At 29.8% G+C, this 15,887-nt stretch carries 12 protein-coding genes; 3 read left to right on the top strand and 9 right to left on the bottom strand.

The genetic code is table 11. The annotated features are described in order from the left end of the window. Window positions 1–13 precede the first annotated feature (13 nt). The 5 genes from argH to HA146_RS00040 all read right to left on the bottom strand — a co-directional run bounded on the left by argH (window position 14) and on the right by HA146_RS00040 (window position 5,523). A complete protein-coding gene (gene argH / locus HA146_RS00060) occupies window positions 14–1,393 on the bottom strand; it encodes an argininosuccinate lyase (RefSeq protein WP_209107538.1) in 1,380 nt (459 codons plus the stop codon). A 62-nt stretch (window positions 1,394–1,455) separates the two neighbouring features. After that, entirely contained in the window at window positions 1,456–2,799 is a 1,344-nt protein-coding gene (locus HA146_RS00055) for a PP2C family protein-serine/threonine phosphatase (protein ID WP_209107536.1), read from the bottom strand. 67 nt (window positions 2,800–2,866) lie between these two features. Beyond that, the gene (gene ftsY / locus HA146_RS00050) at window positions 2,867–4,096 is read right to left on the bottom strand and encodes a signal recognition particle-docking protein FtsY (RefSeq protein WP_209107534.1); all 1,230 of its coding nucleotides are present in this window, start codon (window positions 4,094–4,096) and stop codon (window positions 2,867–2,869) included. 59 nt (window positions 4,097–4,155) lie between these two features. Next, entirely contained in the window at window positions 4,156–4,785 is a 630-nt protein-coding gene (gene nusB, locus HA146_RS00045; protein ID WP_209107532.1) for a transcription antitermination factor NusB, read from the bottom strand. 3 nt (window positions 4,786–4,788) lie between these two features. After that, a complete protein-coding gene (locus tag HA146_RS00040) occupies window positions 4,789–5,523 on the bottom strand; it encodes a DUF502 domain-containing protein (protein ID WP_209107530.1) in 735 nt (244 codons plus the stop codon). A gap of 147 nt (window positions 5,524–5,670) precedes the next feature. On the opposite strand from HA146_RS00040, the gene queG reads away from it, so the two are divergent. The 3 genes from queG to HA146_RS00025 all read left to right on the top strand — a co-directional run bounded on the left by queG (window position 5,671) and on the right by HA146_RS00025 (window position 10,005). Further along, window positions 5,671–6,618: a tRNA epoxyqueuosine(34) reductase QueG gene (gene queG, locus HA146_RS00035; protein WP_209107528.1), complete on the top strand. Its 948-nt coding sequence runs from the start codon at window positions 5,671–5,673 to the stop codon at window positions 6,616–6,618. 4 nt (window positions 6,619–6,622) lie between these two features. Beyond that, window positions 6,623–7,486, top strand: a complete 864-nt coding sequence (locus tag HA146_RS00030; protein ID WP_209107526.1) for a tetratricopeptide repeat protein — start codon at window positions 6,623–6,625, stop codon at window positions 7,484–7,486. A gap of 77 nt (window positions 7,487–7,563) precedes the next feature. Then, on the top strand, window positions 7,564–10,005 hold the full coding sequence (locus HA146_RS00025; RefSeq protein ID WP_209107524.1) for a DNA gyrase/topoisomerase IV subunit A: 2,442 nt from the start codon (window positions 7,564–7,566) through the stop codon (window positions 10,003–10,005). Here the strand turns inward: HA146_RS00025 and purF are convergent. From purF to dnaN, 4 genes are read right to left on the bottom strand one after another with little or no spacing between them, the layout of a single operon-like run. Beyond that, the gene (gene purF, locus HA146_RS00020; RefSeq protein WP_209107522.1) at window positions 10,002–11,462 is read right to left on the bottom strand and encodes an amidophosphoribosyltransferase; all 1,461 of its coding nucleotides are present in this window, start codon (window positions 11,460–11,462) and stop codon (window positions 10,002–10,004) included. The genes HA146_RS00025 and purF overlap by 4 nt on opposite strands. 47 nt (window positions 11,463–11,509) lie before the next feature. Beyond that, a complete protein-coding gene (gene purL / locus HA146_RS00015) occupies window positions 11,510–13,849 on the bottom strand; it encodes a phosphoribosylformylglycinamidine synthase subunit PurL (RefSeq protein ID WP_209107520.1) in 2,340 nt (779 codons plus the stop codon). A gap of 3 nt (window positions 13,850–13,852) precedes the next feature. Continuing rightward, a complete protein-coding gene (locus tag HA146_RS00010; RefSeq protein ID WP_209107518.1) occupies window positions 13,853–14,560 on the bottom strand; it encodes a PRC-barrel domain-containing protein in 708 nt (235 codons plus the stop codon). A 1-nt stretch (window position 14,561) separates the two neighbouring features. Then, window positions 14,562–15,719, bottom strand: coding sequence for a DNA polymerase III subunit beta (gene dnaN, locus HA146_RS00005; protein ID WP_209107779.1), 1,158 nt, complete (start codon window positions 15,717–15,719; stop codon window positions 14,562–14,564). Between the last annotated feature and the right edge of the window lie 168 nt (window positions 15,720–15,887).

Below are 15,887 nucleotides of genomic sequence, written 5' to 3'. Positions count from 1 at the left end.
AAAAGATTGAGATTCAGAATAACAACTTTTTCCTCCAATTATTTATCTCCTTTTCAACTTGGGTAAAACCTGTTCCACCTTGGCTAGTTCTTGACTTAACGACATTAAGAGGTTGAAGATCCACAAAAACATCCTCATCGAATTTAGGATGAAATTTTTTAAATTCATCAATTTTAAGATTTTTCAATAACATTTCTCTCTCTGAGCAATACTTAACAATTTCACCCACAACTTGATAAGCGTCTCTAAATGGAACCTTTTTACCAACTAAGTAATCTGCTAAATCAGTAGCATTAGAAAAGTCCTTTTCCACCGTATCAGATAAATTTTGTATATTAAATTCTATGCCCTCGTTCATTAAAATAGTCATAGCTTTAATGCAAGAAGATATAGTTTCTGCAGTATCAAATATTGGCTCTTTATCTTCTTGAAAATCTTTATTATATGCAAGAGGTACACCTTTGACCATTGTTAATAATGCTTGAAGATGTCCATATACTCTTCCAGTTTTACCTCTTATCAATTCTGGAACATCCGGATTTTTTTTCTGAGGCATTAAACTGCTGCCCGTTGAACAATTGTCTGTTAATTTTGCAAAAGAAAATTCATCAGTTACCCATAAAATTATTTCTTCGGAAATTTTACTCAAATGGGACATTGCTAAAGCAGATGCAGAAACAAACTCTATACAAAAATCTCGATCACTAACTGCATCAATACTATTCTTATAAATCTTTTCAAAACCCAATTCTGCAGCTGTAAAGTCTCTATCTATTTTTATTTTTGTGCCGGCTAGGGCTGCAGCCCCTAATGGGGAGGTATTGACTCTTGATCTGACTTCTTGAAACCTTTCCCGGTCTCTTTGAAACATTTCTAAATAAGCCAATAAATGGTGAGCTAAAGATAATGGCTGTGCTCTTTGCATATGAGTATATCCAGGAATTAAGGTGTAAATATTTGTTTCTGCAAGCTTAAAGAAGGACTTTTGCAAATCAGTTATTAAAATATCCAGATTATCAATCTCTTTTCTTAGCCACAATCTTATATCTGTCCCCACTTGATCATTTCTACTTCTACCCGTATGTAATTTTTTTCCAGTTTCACCAATTAAACTAATTAGCTTTTCTTCAATACAATAGTGAATATCTTCAGAAGGTGGACCAGGAAAAAATTTACCTTCCAAAAAATCAACTTTTATTTTCTCTAGCCCATTAATAATCTGCAAAGTTTCAGAAGATGTTAAAACTTTAGTTTTGCCAAGCATTTTTGCATGAGCTATGGAGCAATCTAAATCTTCTAAAATAAGTTTTCGATCAAAACCAATTGAAGCATTAAACTCTTCAATGAAAGGATTAAGTGAATTATCAAATCTTTTACTCCAAACTTTTGCCATATCAATTATTAACTGTATATATCTCTAATAAAGCATTTTTTTATATAGGTGACAAAAAATATCTATTTCAACTGAAAAACAACCATAGATGCATCATCTTCAAGATGTCTATTTTGTCCTGTAAAGTCATCTAATTTTTTAAAGATTTTATTTAAAATTTCTTGTGATGTGTAGGATTGCTTGCATAATTTTGTAAGAGTTTTAATTAACCTTTCTTCATCAAATCTTTCGCCTAGAGAATTGGAAGTATCGATTACTCCATCAGTGTAATAAAGTAGTAAATCATTTTCATTAAGCTTGATTTCACCGCAATGATATTCGGCGTCTTTTTGTAATCCAAGTACAAATCCTTCCGCATCTAATTTAATGATTTTCTGATCTGAGCTTTTCCAAAGCAAAGGAGGATTATGCGCTGCATTAGCAAATCTCAATTTTCTAGTTCTAGGGTCATAATCTGAATAAAATAATGTTACGAATCTATGTGATTGGTCTAAATCATTTATTGCGAGCTGATTCAAATCATGCATAATTCTATCTGGAGGTAAACCCGTCAAAACCTCTGCACGCAACATTCCTCTTAGCATGGTCATTAGAAGACCCGCTGGAATACCTTTACCCATGACATCTCCTATAACGAATGCCCATCGAGCTTTTTCCTTTCTTTTTTCTGAGATATTAGTCTTTAGACACATAAAATCATAATAATCTCCCCCTAACTGGAGAGCAGGCCTACAATGCGCTGCAAGGTCTATACCATAAATAATTGGACAGTAATCTGGGAGTAACTGAGATTGTATTTCAGCTCCAGTAGAAATCTCTCTATCTACTTTCTCATGCTTTTTCTTTGTTTTTATTAAGCAATAATTTTCTAATCCTACAGCGAGACAATTTTGAATAAAATTAAAATTATTATCATCAGTAATCGATTGACAAGATTTATCTTTACTAAATACATAAATAAATCCTCTACATTTACCTCTAGATAATATTTTTTCTGTTTCGATTTTATATTCTTTAAAATTATTTTTTAAAGAATTTTCAAAAGTTAAAATTTCTTTAATCTTAAAATTTTTTGAAAAATTAAATTGAGAAAGAAAACTATTAATTTCTTCTTGAATTTTTAAACATTCATTATTTGCAGAAATTTTTATGTTTGCATTCCATATTTCTCCCTCATAATTTAAGGGAATAACTAATATTATTTTTTCATGAAAAACATGTTTAAAAATTAAGCAAACATAATCTAGGAATTTATTTATATTAGAAAAAGATTTTAAATAATATGCTAATGAAGATGCAATTTCAGCAAATTTGTATTTATTATTTAAAGATACTGTAGATTCATTTTCTAAAAAATTCTGAATAAATTTGTTTGAAAATAACTTTTCTTTTTGATTATTTGTCACAACAAATCTTATAGATAAATATGTTTTAACATTAAATTTAAATTTTTAAAAAAATTTAATTAAATATTTATTTATCTGCAAGCATAGCCTCAACAAATTCATAACTATTAAAAGGTCTCAAATCTTTTATGCCTTCTCCTGCACCAATAAATCTTATAGGTAAATTAACTTCTTCAGAGACAGCTAAAGAGACGCCTCCTCTAGAAGTCCCATCTAATTTAGTAATAATTGCTCCACTTAAATTTGCTGATTTAGAAAAACTTTTTGCTTGCTTTAAGCCATTTTGACCCTGACTTGCGTCTAAAACTAATAATGATTCAACAATTGCATCTGGAACTTTTTTGTCAATAATTTTTTTTATTTTCGCTAATTCATCCATCAAATTATTTTTTGTTTGCAATCTACCTGCAGTATCAACTAGTAACAAGTCAACATTTCTTTTTTTTGCAGAATTAATTGCATCAAAAACTACTGCAGCTGGATCAGCATTTTTTGATTGATTAGAAATAACATCAACATTACTTCTCTCACCCCATACTTTAAGTTGTTCTACTGCGGCAGCTCTAAAAGTATCAGCAGCAGCTATCAAGGTTTTATAATTACTCCGTGATGATAAATATGCTAGTTTTCCTAATGTAGTAGTTTTACCAACACCATTAACACCTACTAATAACCATACATTTAACTTACCCTTTTGAGGTACCAAAAGATCACTACCCGAATCTTTGATTGGTTTATCGATAATTAATTTTAATTCGTTCTTTAAGAATTTTATTCCTGCTTCTCCACCCAAGACTTCTTCATTTAATTTTGTTCTTAGAGAACTTATCACTTTATCAGTTGAAACAATGCCAACATCAGCTCTTATTAATAAGGTCTCTAAATCATCCAAGACTTCAGGAGTAAGAGGATCATCTCCCAATTGATCCAAAAATTCAGTAACAAATCCTTTTCGTGTCTCTTCTAATCCTCTTCTTAATTTAGTTAACCAATCAATTTCATCTATTGAAATTTGATTTATTTTTTTTCCTTGAGCAGCTAATACCATTGCCGACCAAGTAAAATTATCATCAAATTCTCCTAATTCAGATTCAGCAATAGTTTTAGGAGATATAGCAAGATTTTCTGTACTATCAATATCAATCAATTCTTGTTTTTGCTCCTCCTGCTTCTTTAATTCTTGTTTTTGCTCCTCCTGCTTCTTTAATTCTTGTTTTTGCTCCTCTTGTCTTTTTTTTAAAAGTGTATACGCTTGTGCAGCCCACTCTCGAGAATTATCAGAATTAGTATTAGTCATTGATATTTATAATACTTATGTAAAACAATTTTAAAATACTATTTATTTATATCAAATAATTATTGCAATTTAACTGTTTGTAATCTCCTTAAAACTCCATTAATAAATTTTCTTCCTTGATCATCACTATATTTATTAGCTAAATTAACAGCCTCATCACAAGCAACAGCAACAGGTGTATTCAAAAAATTAATATCCACATAAGCCAAACGCAAAATATCTCTATCAATTCTTGGTAACCTTTTTAGTCTCCAGCCATCCATTGCTTGATCTATATCAGAATCAATAATTTTAAGATTATTAATAATATTATGAATCCTCTGATTGACATCTTCTCTAATATCAATTTGACAACTAGAGACTATTAATTTTGGAAAGTCTAAAGTTACTGAAAGAGTATTCATTACAGTTTCGATTTTTGTTAGAGATTTTTTCAAAGCATCTCTAACATTTGAAAAAGAGGAATCAACCCCTTCTTGCAATTCGCTATCTAATATTTTTTGCGATGCATTTTCTAACTCTGATTCGCAATTATCTAATTCATCTCTGCAATGATCTACTAGAGAATCCAAAGCAGATTCAAAAATTTCTTCTATCTGAAATTTATTTAATTTACAATCACCTTTATCTTTTATCAGGCCTAGAGAAATTAAAGATAATTCTCTAGAAAGAGATCTATTATTATGCATCAATTAAGAAGAAGTATTAGTGGAAGCACGTAATTGAGAAAATAATTTGGAAAATGTTGGATTTGTAGTGTTATTTTTCTCATCTGGATTAACAATCCCAGCCGAAATTATTGTTCTAAAAGCATCTTCAACAGAAATATCCAAATCCTTAACAGAAGACTCAGGTACCAAGGTATACCACCCAGTAGTTGGGTTTGGTGCTGTGGGTATAAAAACACTTAGCAACTTTTCTTCCAAATCTGGCTGAAGAGAGGGACCAACATTACCAGTTACAAAGCCCACGCTATATAGGCCCTCACGTGGATATTCAACTAAAACAACTCTTCTAAATCGATTAGATTTATTACTTAAGAAAGTTTCTAGCAATTGCTTAAGAGTTTTATAAACCGCCCCAGCTACAGGAATTTTTGATAAAGTACCCTCTCCAAATTCTAATAGCCATCTTCCTACGAAATTTCTAGCCATCAAGCCAATAAGCAAAATAGCTAATAAAGGAACAGTTAAACCCAAAGTAAGATTAATTAAATCTTGTAATAAAGGATTTAAAGTAATAAAAGGATTTAATTGTTTAGGAACAGAAGTAACTAATGTTAAAACAAATTTACTAACTAATGATGACAGCCAGATTGTTGTTGCTAAGGGTATTACAACCAACAACCCTGCGATAAGATCATTTTTTAGATCCTGTTGGAGCCTAGATCCTAGGTTCGAATCTTGATTTGGATTAGATTCAACCAAAATAACGTTTCTACCTACATTAACTTTACTAATAATTTAACTGTTTTTACTGAGTTAGGATATATTTTTTTTTTAAAAATTTAAATTATTTATTAGTTTCTACTCCAAAAAATAACTTTTGAGAGAAATACTATACATAATAAAGAAATGATCGATACCATTCAAAACAAAAAAGAAATAAGTAAAAAATTAAAAGAAAGAGCAATTTTTGAAGGTTTTACAATAGCCGGAATTGCTTCAATTCCAGGCAGTTCTCGCATAAAATTAAGAAATAAGGCATTAGAAAGATGGTTATCAAATAACTACCATGCTGAAATGAAATGGATGGAAGCAGAAAGAAGAAAAAACATAGGCTTACTTCTTGAAGATGCAAAAAGTGTTCTAAGCGTTGGATTTAATTACATTAGTTCAGACCAAAACAACAACAACCTCTTCAAAATTGGGAAATTTGGTCAAGGAGATGATTATCATAAGGTGATTTACAAGAAATTAAAGAATATTGGTAAATGGATCAATCTAGAAATTCCGGATTGCCAATGGAAAATATGTGTTGATACCTCGCCTCTTCTTGAAAAAGCATGGGCTGAAGAATCGGGTCTAGGTTGGATAGGTAAAAATAGTAATTTAATAAGCAAAAAAAATGGTTCTTGGTTTACTTTAGGTTTTATGATCCTTACAAAAGATTTAATACCGGATATACCTCATCAATCACTATGTGGAAAATGTGATAAATGTATTGAACAATGTCCCACAAAGGCAATAGTAGAACCCTTTGTAATACAATCAGACCTATGCATTGCATATCACACAATAGAAAGCAGAGAAAAAACTATTCCAAATAAAATAGAAAAAAATTTAAATGGATGGGTTGCAGGATGTGATATTTGTCAAGATGTATGCCCTTGGAATCAGTCCGTACCATACAACAATACTTATGAGACTACTCCAAAAGATTGGATTAAAAATCTTAATATAGAGTCGTTAAATTGGGATGATAAAACTTGGGAAGAAAATCTTAAAGGAACTACATTAAAACGAATTAAACCATGGATGTGGAAAAGAAACATAAAAGCAAATTTAAGGAATAAAAAATAAAACCATGAAAAATTTTTTAGCAAAGATAATATGCGTGTCTTTGATCAGTTTTTACTTTCTTAACATAGAAAGTGTTAAGTCAATTGTTCCATATTATTATTTTCCAACAATAAAAAATTTAGAAAAGGAAAGTTTATCTATTGGCAAAAGTGCATATCAACTTCTCTATTTTGGACAATATAAAGACAGTCTTAACTTAGCAAAATTAGCCGTAAAGTTAAATGCAAAAAATGAAAAACTATGGTTGATTTTGTCTGAGGCACAGATAGCTAACAAACTATACAAAAATGCATTATATTCTTTAAATAAAGCACAAAAGCTAAATTCAAATATTAGCGAAATATACTTTGCGAAAAGTAATATTTACTTAAAGATCGAACAAAAAAAAGATGCAAAGATTGCTTTAGAAACAGGATTAAATATTGATCCAAATAACCATAAAGCTATTTTTCAATTAGGGAATATTTTTTTAATGGAAAAAAATTACTTAGAGGCTATCAAGTTGTTTGAAAGAACTGTAAAAATTAAACCTAATTTCTGGCAAGCAATCAATAATAAAGGTTTAGCTTATTTCGAGGAAAACAAAATCAATCTATCTATTAAACATTTTGAAAAAGCAATCTCAATAGAGGAAAATGCTGAACCATTACTCGGACTTGCTTCGTGTTTAAGAATGAAAGATATGAAATTAGCTCTTAAATTCGCAAAAAAGGCTTTGAATAAAGATCCTAACTACGTTAATTATGATTATAGAAAAGAACAGTTATGGGGGGAGAAATTGCAAGTCTCTACAGAAATACTTTTACAAAATAATCAACTTCAAACAGATGTAATATTGGCAAAAACAAAAATAAATGCATCTTCTTAATTTTCAATACTGGTAAATCTTTGTTTACCTATTAATCTTAATTAAGTTAATCAATAAATATTTAATTTTGCACATTGATGGATAAGAAAAAACTCACTTCTATCTCTCTCCAAGAAGAAATGAAACGTTCTTATCTTGAGTATGCAATGAGTGTAATAGTTGGACGTGCTCTTCCCGATGCAAGAGATGGCCTTAAGCCTGTCCAGAGAAGAATACTTTTTGCTATGTACGAATTAGGTTTAACGCCTGATAGACCATTTAGAAAGTGTGCGAGAGTTGTTGGAGATGTCCTAGGTAAATACCATCCTCATGGTGATCAAGCAGTATATGATGCTCTAGTAAGGCTTGTACAAAATTTTTCGACTAAATATCCAACTCTGGATGGGCATGGGAATTTTGGATCTGTAGATAATGATCCACCAGCAGCAATGAGATACACAGAGACACGGTTAGCACCAATAGCACATAAAGCTTTTCTTGAAGAAATTGGATCTAACACAGTAAATTTCTCAAATAACTTTGATGGTTCACAAAAAGAACCTGATGTTCTTCCAGCTCAACTCCCATTTTTATTGCTAAACGGATCATCAGGTATTGCTGTTGGAATGGCAACAAACATTCCACCTCACAACCTTGGAGAAATAGTAGATGGTTTAATTGCAGTAGTAGAAAATAAAGATGTAAGTAATAAAAAACTATCTAATATTATCAAAGGACCTGATTTTCCTACGGGGGGAGAATTAATCTATAATCGCGCAATAGAAGAAATGTACGAAACTGGGAAAGGATCAATAACAATAAGAGGAGTCATAAATACAGAAGAGTTAAATTTAGGCAAAGGTAAACATAAAAAAAATGCCTTAATAATTACAGAACTTCCTTATCAAATCAGTAAAGCAGGTTGGATTGAAAAACTGGCAGAACTTGTTAATTCAGACAAAATCAATGGTATCTCTGATATTAGGGATGAAAGCGATAGAGATGGAATGAGAATTGTAATAGAGTTAAAAAAAGATTCTAATTCAGAACTTGTAATTTCCAATTTATACAAAAAAACAACTCTCCAAACCAACTTTGGTGCTATTTTTTTAGCTTTAATTAAAGGCAAGCCTATTCAATTAAACTTAAAGGAATATCTAAATTATTTTCTAGAATTTCGAGAAGAAACAATTAGAAAAAGAACAAATTATTTTCTAAAAAGCACTCTTGAAAAATTAGAAATTTTAGAAGGTTTATCTAAAGCTACAAAAAACATAAAAAAAATTATCGCAACTATCGAAAGCTCGGAAAATTCTGCAGAAGCTAAATCTAAGTTAATTTATAATTTTGATTTAAGTGAAAAACAGGCAAATTCAGTTTTGGATATGCCTCTAAAAAAATTAACAAATCTAGAAAAAAATCAAATAGATGATGATATAAAAAAATTACAAGAAAAAAAGGATTACTTTCAAAAATTATTAAATGAAAGAAAATTATTACTTAAATTACTTATAGAAGAATTATTAATATTAAAGAAAAAATATAATGTTAAAAGAAAAACAAAACTACTTAAAAATATAGATCAGAATGAAGAATTAGAAACAATTAACAATCAAATATTAGAAAACTATATCAACAAAAAAACTAAAATATACATAGACAATAGACTATATTTAAGAAAAATAATTTTCAATAACTATAAGAAATCTTTTGAAGATTCAAATAAAATTATAGATAATAAAAATATTCAAAAATTTATATGTAATATTGAAAAAAAAATAAAAATAATTGGGACCACTTACACCGGAAAAGTTTTTCACATTGATTGGGAGTCAAATATTAATATTGACTACAAATTAGATAATAAAATTCTTGGAAATATTGATCCAAATGAAATAATTAATTTTCATTCAATTAAAAAAGGAAATAAAAATTATTTATGTATCTTGAATTCGGATGGAAGATTTAAAAAAGTTTTATTTGATGAGGACATGATTAAAAGTAATAGATCATTCGCAATAACAAAATTAAAAAATAATATTAAAACAATAGATTCATTTATTTCTGATGGAGATCAAAACTTATTAATCCTAACCTCAATAGGACGTATTTTTAAATTTAATCTATCAAATAAATTTTTAACTCCGACAACTAAGCAATCTCAAGGATTAATGCTTGCAAAACTTTTACCAACTGAAAAGATTGTTTCTTGTTGTCCATCTCAAAATGGAGAAAATATTTATTTAGTTTCTAAACAAGGCAAAATCTTCTGTATAAATACTAATGAAATTTATTACGCAAATGAATACGGTTTGGGGTATTTAAATGAAAAAACTCAACTTAAAAACGATTACTTCCTCAAAATCCTGCCAAGTAATTATTACCTTGATATTGAAACTAATAAAAATAAATCTGCTAGATTAAAAATTGATAAATTAAATTTCAAATCTAATAAAACAAATTTTATAAGCGACTTTTTGCAATTAGAAAAAAGCGAGTATCTTGAAAATTGCTTTAGACTTAAAAACTTGCATGACTAAGATTTATATTCATTTTCAACCCAATTTAAGTACTCTTGATTTACAGTTCCTGTTACATAAGAGCCAGTAAAACAACTCATCTCTAAATCTTCAATAGAAGATTCACTTATTATAGATTTGCGTAAATTTTCAACACTCTGATAAATGAGACTATCAATTTCAAGTTGATAAGCAATTTCACTTATTGTTCTATCATGAGCGATTAATTCATCTCTATTTGGCATATTAATTCCATAAACATGAGGAAAACGAACAGGGGGTGCTGCTGATGTAAAAAAAACTTTATTTGCTCCTGCATCTTTAGCCATCTGGACAATTTCTTTTGAAGTAGTACCTCTTACTATCGAGTCATCAACAATTAATACATTTTTATTTTTAAACTCTGCACTCATAGCATTTAATTTTTGTCTAACAGATTTCTTACGTTTTTGCTGACCAGGCATTATGAATGTTCTACCAACATATCTATTTTTAAAAAAACCTTCTCTGTATTCAATACCCAATTGTCTTGCAACTTGCATGGCCGCAGGTCGAGAAGAATCAGGAATAGGCATTACAACATCTATATCTCCAGAATTAATTGTTTCTTTTATTGTTTCAGATAAATAATCTCCCATTTTTAAACGAGCTTTATATACTGAAATTCCATTCATAATTGAATCTGGCCTAGCTAAATAAACATATTCAAAAGCACATGGACATAACATTGGATTTGCAGAACATTGCTTAGAAAATAACTCACCATTAAGATTTATAAAAATAGCTTCTCCAGGATCTACATCTCTAACTACCTGATAATCGTTATTCTCAAGCACTAGAGATTCACTAGCAACCATCCACTCTTCTTTTTTTGTAGTTATTGAAAGTCTTCTTCCTATGACTAAAGGTCTAATACCAAAAGGATCTCTGAATGCTAATAGACCATGTCCTGAAATTAATGCAATTGAAGCATATGAACCCTGAATTCTTTTATGTAAAGATTTGACAGCATCAAAAATAATATCAGGTTCTAATTCTTGATTATGAATTTGTTCTTGCAATTCTGTCGCAAATACATTTAATAGCATTTCAGTATCACTTGAAGAATTTGTGTGACGCTTATCAATATTAAATAATTGTTTTTCTAAATCTCTGGTATTCGTCAAATTGCCATTATGTATCAAAACAATTCCATAAGGAGCATTAACGTAAAAAGGCTGAGCTTCTTCTACACTTTCTGCTGATCCCTTTGTTGCATACCTAACATGACCTAATCCAATTTTGCCAATTAAATTTCTCATATCTCTAGTTCTATAAGCAGTATTAACATGACCTTTCGCCTTATGTATATGGAAAACAGTATTTTCCATGGTAGCTATACCTGTTGAGTCTTGACCTCTATGCTGTAAAAGCAAAAGACTATCGTATATTTGTTGATTTACATCATCTGAAGAAACGATTCCAACTATTCCGCACATAACTTAATTTCTTAGAAAATTTAATAGTTGAGAAATATTTTTCATATTTATAAATTACCTGAAATACTATTATTAAATTTTTCGGTTAATTCCTCAACCCTAATATTGCACATATTTTTATCTTGAAGTTTTATCTTAAGAGTTTCACTAGAAACATATCCTATTTTTTTTACGTATACACTTGATTTAAAATTTTTTTGAATTTTTTTTAAATAATTAAGCCATTCTTTTTCTTTCATTTTGTCTATTGAAAAAATAATTCTAGAACCTCCTTCTGCAAACAATAAATTATCGTCTCTATTAACATCTTTCTTTAATTCAATTGTTGCACCTTTTGAGGACAAAATACAACATTCTGCTAAAGCTATAGCTAAACCCCCATCGCTAATATCATGAGAAGAAACTACAAAACTTTTTAAAATCCCATTTCTTAAAAAACTTTGGCAAAACTTTTCATCCAGCAAATCTATTTTTGGAGGCCGACCTGTAATTTCCCCATGAAAATATTCCAAATAAGCACTAGCTGCAATTGTTGTTTCTGATTTATAAGAACCAATTAACCAAATTTGATCTTGAATATTTTTCCATTCACTACTTATAGCTTTTTCAACATTATCTATCTTGCCAACCATTCCAATGACTGGAGTAGGATTAATAGGAGTAATTTTATTATCTTTATTTTTTGATTCATTATATAAGGAAACATTTCCTCCCGTAACAGGAGTTTCTAAAGCTTTACAGGCTTCTGAAATCCCATCACATGAAGATGAAAGTTGCCAATATCCTATTTCAGTATCAGGAGAAGAAAAATTCAAGTTATTTGTAATTGCTACTGGCTCAGCCCCAACACAACTTACGTTTCTTGCAGATTCTGCAACTGCAGCAATAGCTCCTCTATAAGGATCAAGAGAAACCCATCTGCTATTACAGTCAACTGAAGCGGCAACACCAGAAAATACTTTATTTTTATTTTTTTCATTTTGTTCTCTTAATCTTATTACAGCTGCATCTGATTCTCCAGGTTTAAAAACTGTATTTGCCTGCACTTGAGAGTCATATTGTTCATAAATCCATCGTTTAGAAGCTATTGATGGATTAGAGAGAAGTTTTAAGATGATTTGTGAATAAGAAAAACTCTTATTTTCCTTTAATGAAAAGATTGTTTGCTCATTAATTTGTGGTAAATTATCTTCGTTCCATTCCCATTTACTTAACAAATAAGCAGGTGGTTTATTAATCACATTATGAATATTCACAGGAGTATCATCTGATAAAGCAGAAGTAGGAATTTGAGCAACAATTTTACTTTTATGAGAAATAATTACCTCATTAGTCTCTATTACTTCACCAATTACACAGGCATATAATCCCCATTTTTTAAATTTTTCAATAAGGTTATTAATTTTTTCTTCCTTAACGACAAACAACATTCTCTCTTGCGATTCAGATAGTAAATATTGGTAAGAAGACATATTATCTTCTCTAGAAGGAACCATATCTAAATCAATAGATATGCCTAAATTTCCATTAGCAGCCATTTCTGCACTACTACAAGTTAAACCTGCCGCGCCCATATCTTGAGCTGAAATCACATCTCCTGTCTTAAAAGCATCTAAACAAGCTTCTATAAGACTTTTCTCAATAAATGGATCACCTACTTGCACTGCCGGTCTGTTATCTAACGAAGTAGAAGTTAATTCTGAACTTGCGAAACTTGCACCACCAACACCATCTCTGCCAGTAGTATTGCCTACATATAGTACTGGTGATCCTACATTTTTAGCTCCAGAACAAACAATTTCATTAGTCTCTAAAAGTCCTAAAGCCATAACATTGACTAGAGGATTTCCAGAATAACTATCATCGAAATCAATTTCACCTCCAACAGTAGGGACACCTACACAATTTCCATAATGTGCAATACCGGATACAACTCCTCGAAGCAAATCGACATTTGATAGTTTATCAAGATTTCCGAATCTCAATGAATTCAATACTGCGATTGGCCTTGCTCCCATTGTAAAAATATCTCTTAATATTCCTCCTACACCTGTTGCCGCTCCTTGAAAAGGTTCAATAGCAGAAGGATGATTATGACTTTCTATTTTAAAAACAAGTTTTTGGTTATTTCCAACATCTATAACTCCAGCATTTTCTCCAGGACCAACCAAAACATTAGCTCCTTTAGTGGGAAACTTAGATAGTAAAGGTTTTGAATTTCTATAACAACAATGTTCAGACCACATAACACCAAACATTCCTAGTTCAGTCCTATTTGGTTTTCTCTTTAATCTTTTGCAAATTTCTTCGTAATCATTAATTGTTAAATTTTCAACTTTAAGTGCTTCATGAAGATCATATAGATCATTATTTTCTGGATTTAACATTCTTTAGATCCAAGGGTCATCTTCTTTTTTATCGCTAAAAGATCGAAATTTTCTATCATTATTATAAAAACTTTGTTGTTTAAAATCTAAGTTTTGGTTTATATCTTCATCTTCTTCAAGCCAATCCTCTAACCTATTAGAAGCTATATTTTTCATATCATCAAATCTATCAATAATTTTTTTTCCTTTTTGGAAAAATTCATTTTTAATACTTGATTTTATTAAAGATAAGTCATCTAAAGAATTGCTTTCACAAAAAACTAAACCAGGTTGTTGATCATTAATATTTTCAATATTTAATTTCCATCTACTAGAACCTGGAATCTTAGGATTCGATCGAGAAACTAAATAATATTTAATTTGACCCGTTTTAATTTCAAATAAAAAATCCGCAATAATTCCTATTTTTGAACCATTGATATTGATCAGATTAGCTTCTATTAAATTTGGGAACCTATTTAGAGTTGCTAAATCAGAAATCGCTGGATCACCTTTTACATAAATATCATTATCTATTATTTGACTAATTTGATTTAATCGCCAGACATTTCGTTTTAAATCAAAATTAGAAGGACGAGAGTACCATCCTAAAATTCTATGAACTGGAGGATGCATCCAAACATTTTCACCATTTCCATAATTAAGGGCCATATTTCCCTTAACAGTGTAATTTAGTAATTCACTTAATAATATTTCTTTAGGTAATTTCAAGTTAAGAACGAACCTGAACTGGCATAACTAAATAAGTAAAAGAATTAAGATTATCTTCTGGTACAAAAACAGCTGGAGTAGTTGAAAGATTACACTTTAAAAGTACATTTTCAGAAGCAATAACTTTTAAACCTTCCAAAAGATATCTAACGTTAAATGCAATATCAAAATCTTCTCCAGAGTAAGAAACAGGGATGGATTCATTTGCGTTTCCAATATCTTGTGCATCTGCGCTTATAGAAGCCAAATCTTTATTATCCAGTTTGATCTTAACAACACTACTCTGCTGATCAGCCAAAACAGCAATTCTTTCTAATGCATCAATTAATTTTTTAGTATTAAAATTAAAAATCTTTGAAAAAGTATCCGGGATTAGTTGTGAATAATTAGGATAGGTACCTTCAAGGGTTCTTGTTGTAATTATTTGATTAGAAGAAATAAAAACTACTTGACCTTTGTCATAGAAAAGCTTTATTGACTTTTCTGAACTTCTCAAAGATACTAGTTTTTCAATTTCTCTTAATGATCTACTTGGAATAGTTACTGATAAATCACCTTGATTTAAAGGTAAGTTATCTTTATTCTCGCTATGTTCTTCGTTACCCATTAAAGCAACAGCCAATCTGTGACCATCTGTAGAAGCAGACTCTAAATAGTTTTGTTTAAAAGTAAAATTGACACCTGTAAGTAATTGCTTTGAGTCATCATTACTACTAGCAAAAATGGTAGATTTTAAAGCTTTTAAAAAAGAAACAGGTTCAATATTTAAAGAAGTCCCACTTTCAACAAATGGCAAATTAGGATAATCATCAGAGGGTATGCCTTTAAGATTAAAAGAACCTCTATCACTTTTTATTAAAATATTATCAGAATTTTCATCTACTTCTAAAGACACAGGACTTTCATTAGGTAATTTATTGACTATTTCAGATAACAGTTTTGAAGGTACAGTAATAGCACCACTATTTTTAACAGTTCCATCAAAAGAAGTTTGAATTCCTAAGTTAAGGTCAAAACCTGTCAAGCTAATTTTATTTGTTCCCTGGTCAGCTGTTAGAAGAATATTTGCAAGAATTGGATGAGTTGGTCGTGAAGCAACTGCTTTGCTTACAAGTTGTATAGCATTATTTAACTCATTTTGATTACAAATAATCTCCATAGGAATTTGGAACTTTTTTACACTCACAATATACTTTTTTCGTAAATTAAATTCAATAAATTAATTTTTTTCTTGTTTTCTAATATAAAAATAAATAATAAATTAAAAAATTTAGTAGTAGTAGTTACTGTGGAAATTGTGGAAATTTTAATAAACAAACCTGACTTA

The sequence above is a fragment of the Prochlorococcus marinus CUG1416 genome, assembly GCF_017695965.1.
Classification (GTDB): domain Bacteria; phylum Cyanobacteriota; class Cyanobacteriia; order PCC-6307; family Cyanobiaceae; genus Prochlorococcus_A.
This window is presented reverse-complemented; position numbering and strand designations above follow the sequence as displayed.

Bases quoted from the DNA above. Each gene is read 5' to 3' on its own strand.
- argH (WP_209107538.1), bottom strand. From the start codon at position 1,393: ATGGCAAAAGTTTGGAGTAAAAGATTTGATAATTCACTTAATCCTTTC.
- ftsY (WP_209107534.1), bottom strand. From the start codon at position 4,096: ATGACTAATACTAATTCTGATAATTCTCGAGAGTGGGCTGCACAAGCG.
- nusB (WP_209107532.1), bottom strand. From the start codon at position 4,785: ATGCATAATAATAGATCTCTTTCTAGAGAATTATCTTTAATTTCTCTA.
- queG (WP_209107528.1), top strand. From the start codon at position 5,671: ATGATCGATACCATTCAAAACAAAAAAGAAATAAGTAAAAAATTAAAA.
- HA146_RS00030 (WP_209107526.1), top strand. From the start codon at position 6,623: ATGAAAAATTTTTTAGCAAAGATAATATGCGTGTCTTTGATCAGTTTT.
- HA146_RS00025 (WP_209107524.1), top strand. From the start codon at position 7,564: ATGGATAAGAAAAAACTCACTTCTATCTCTCTCCAAGAAGAAATGAAA.
- purF (WP_209107522.1), bottom strand. From the start codon at position 11,462: ATGTGCGGAATAGTTGGAATCGTTTCTTCAGATGATGTAAATCAACAA.
- purL (WP_209107520.1), bottom strand. From the start codon at position 13,849: ATGTTAAATCCAGAAAATAATGATCTATATGATCTTCATGAAGCACTT.
- dnaN (WP_209107779.1), bottom strand. From the start codon at position 15,719: ATGGAGATTATTTGTAATCAAAATGAGTTAAATAATGCTATACAACTT.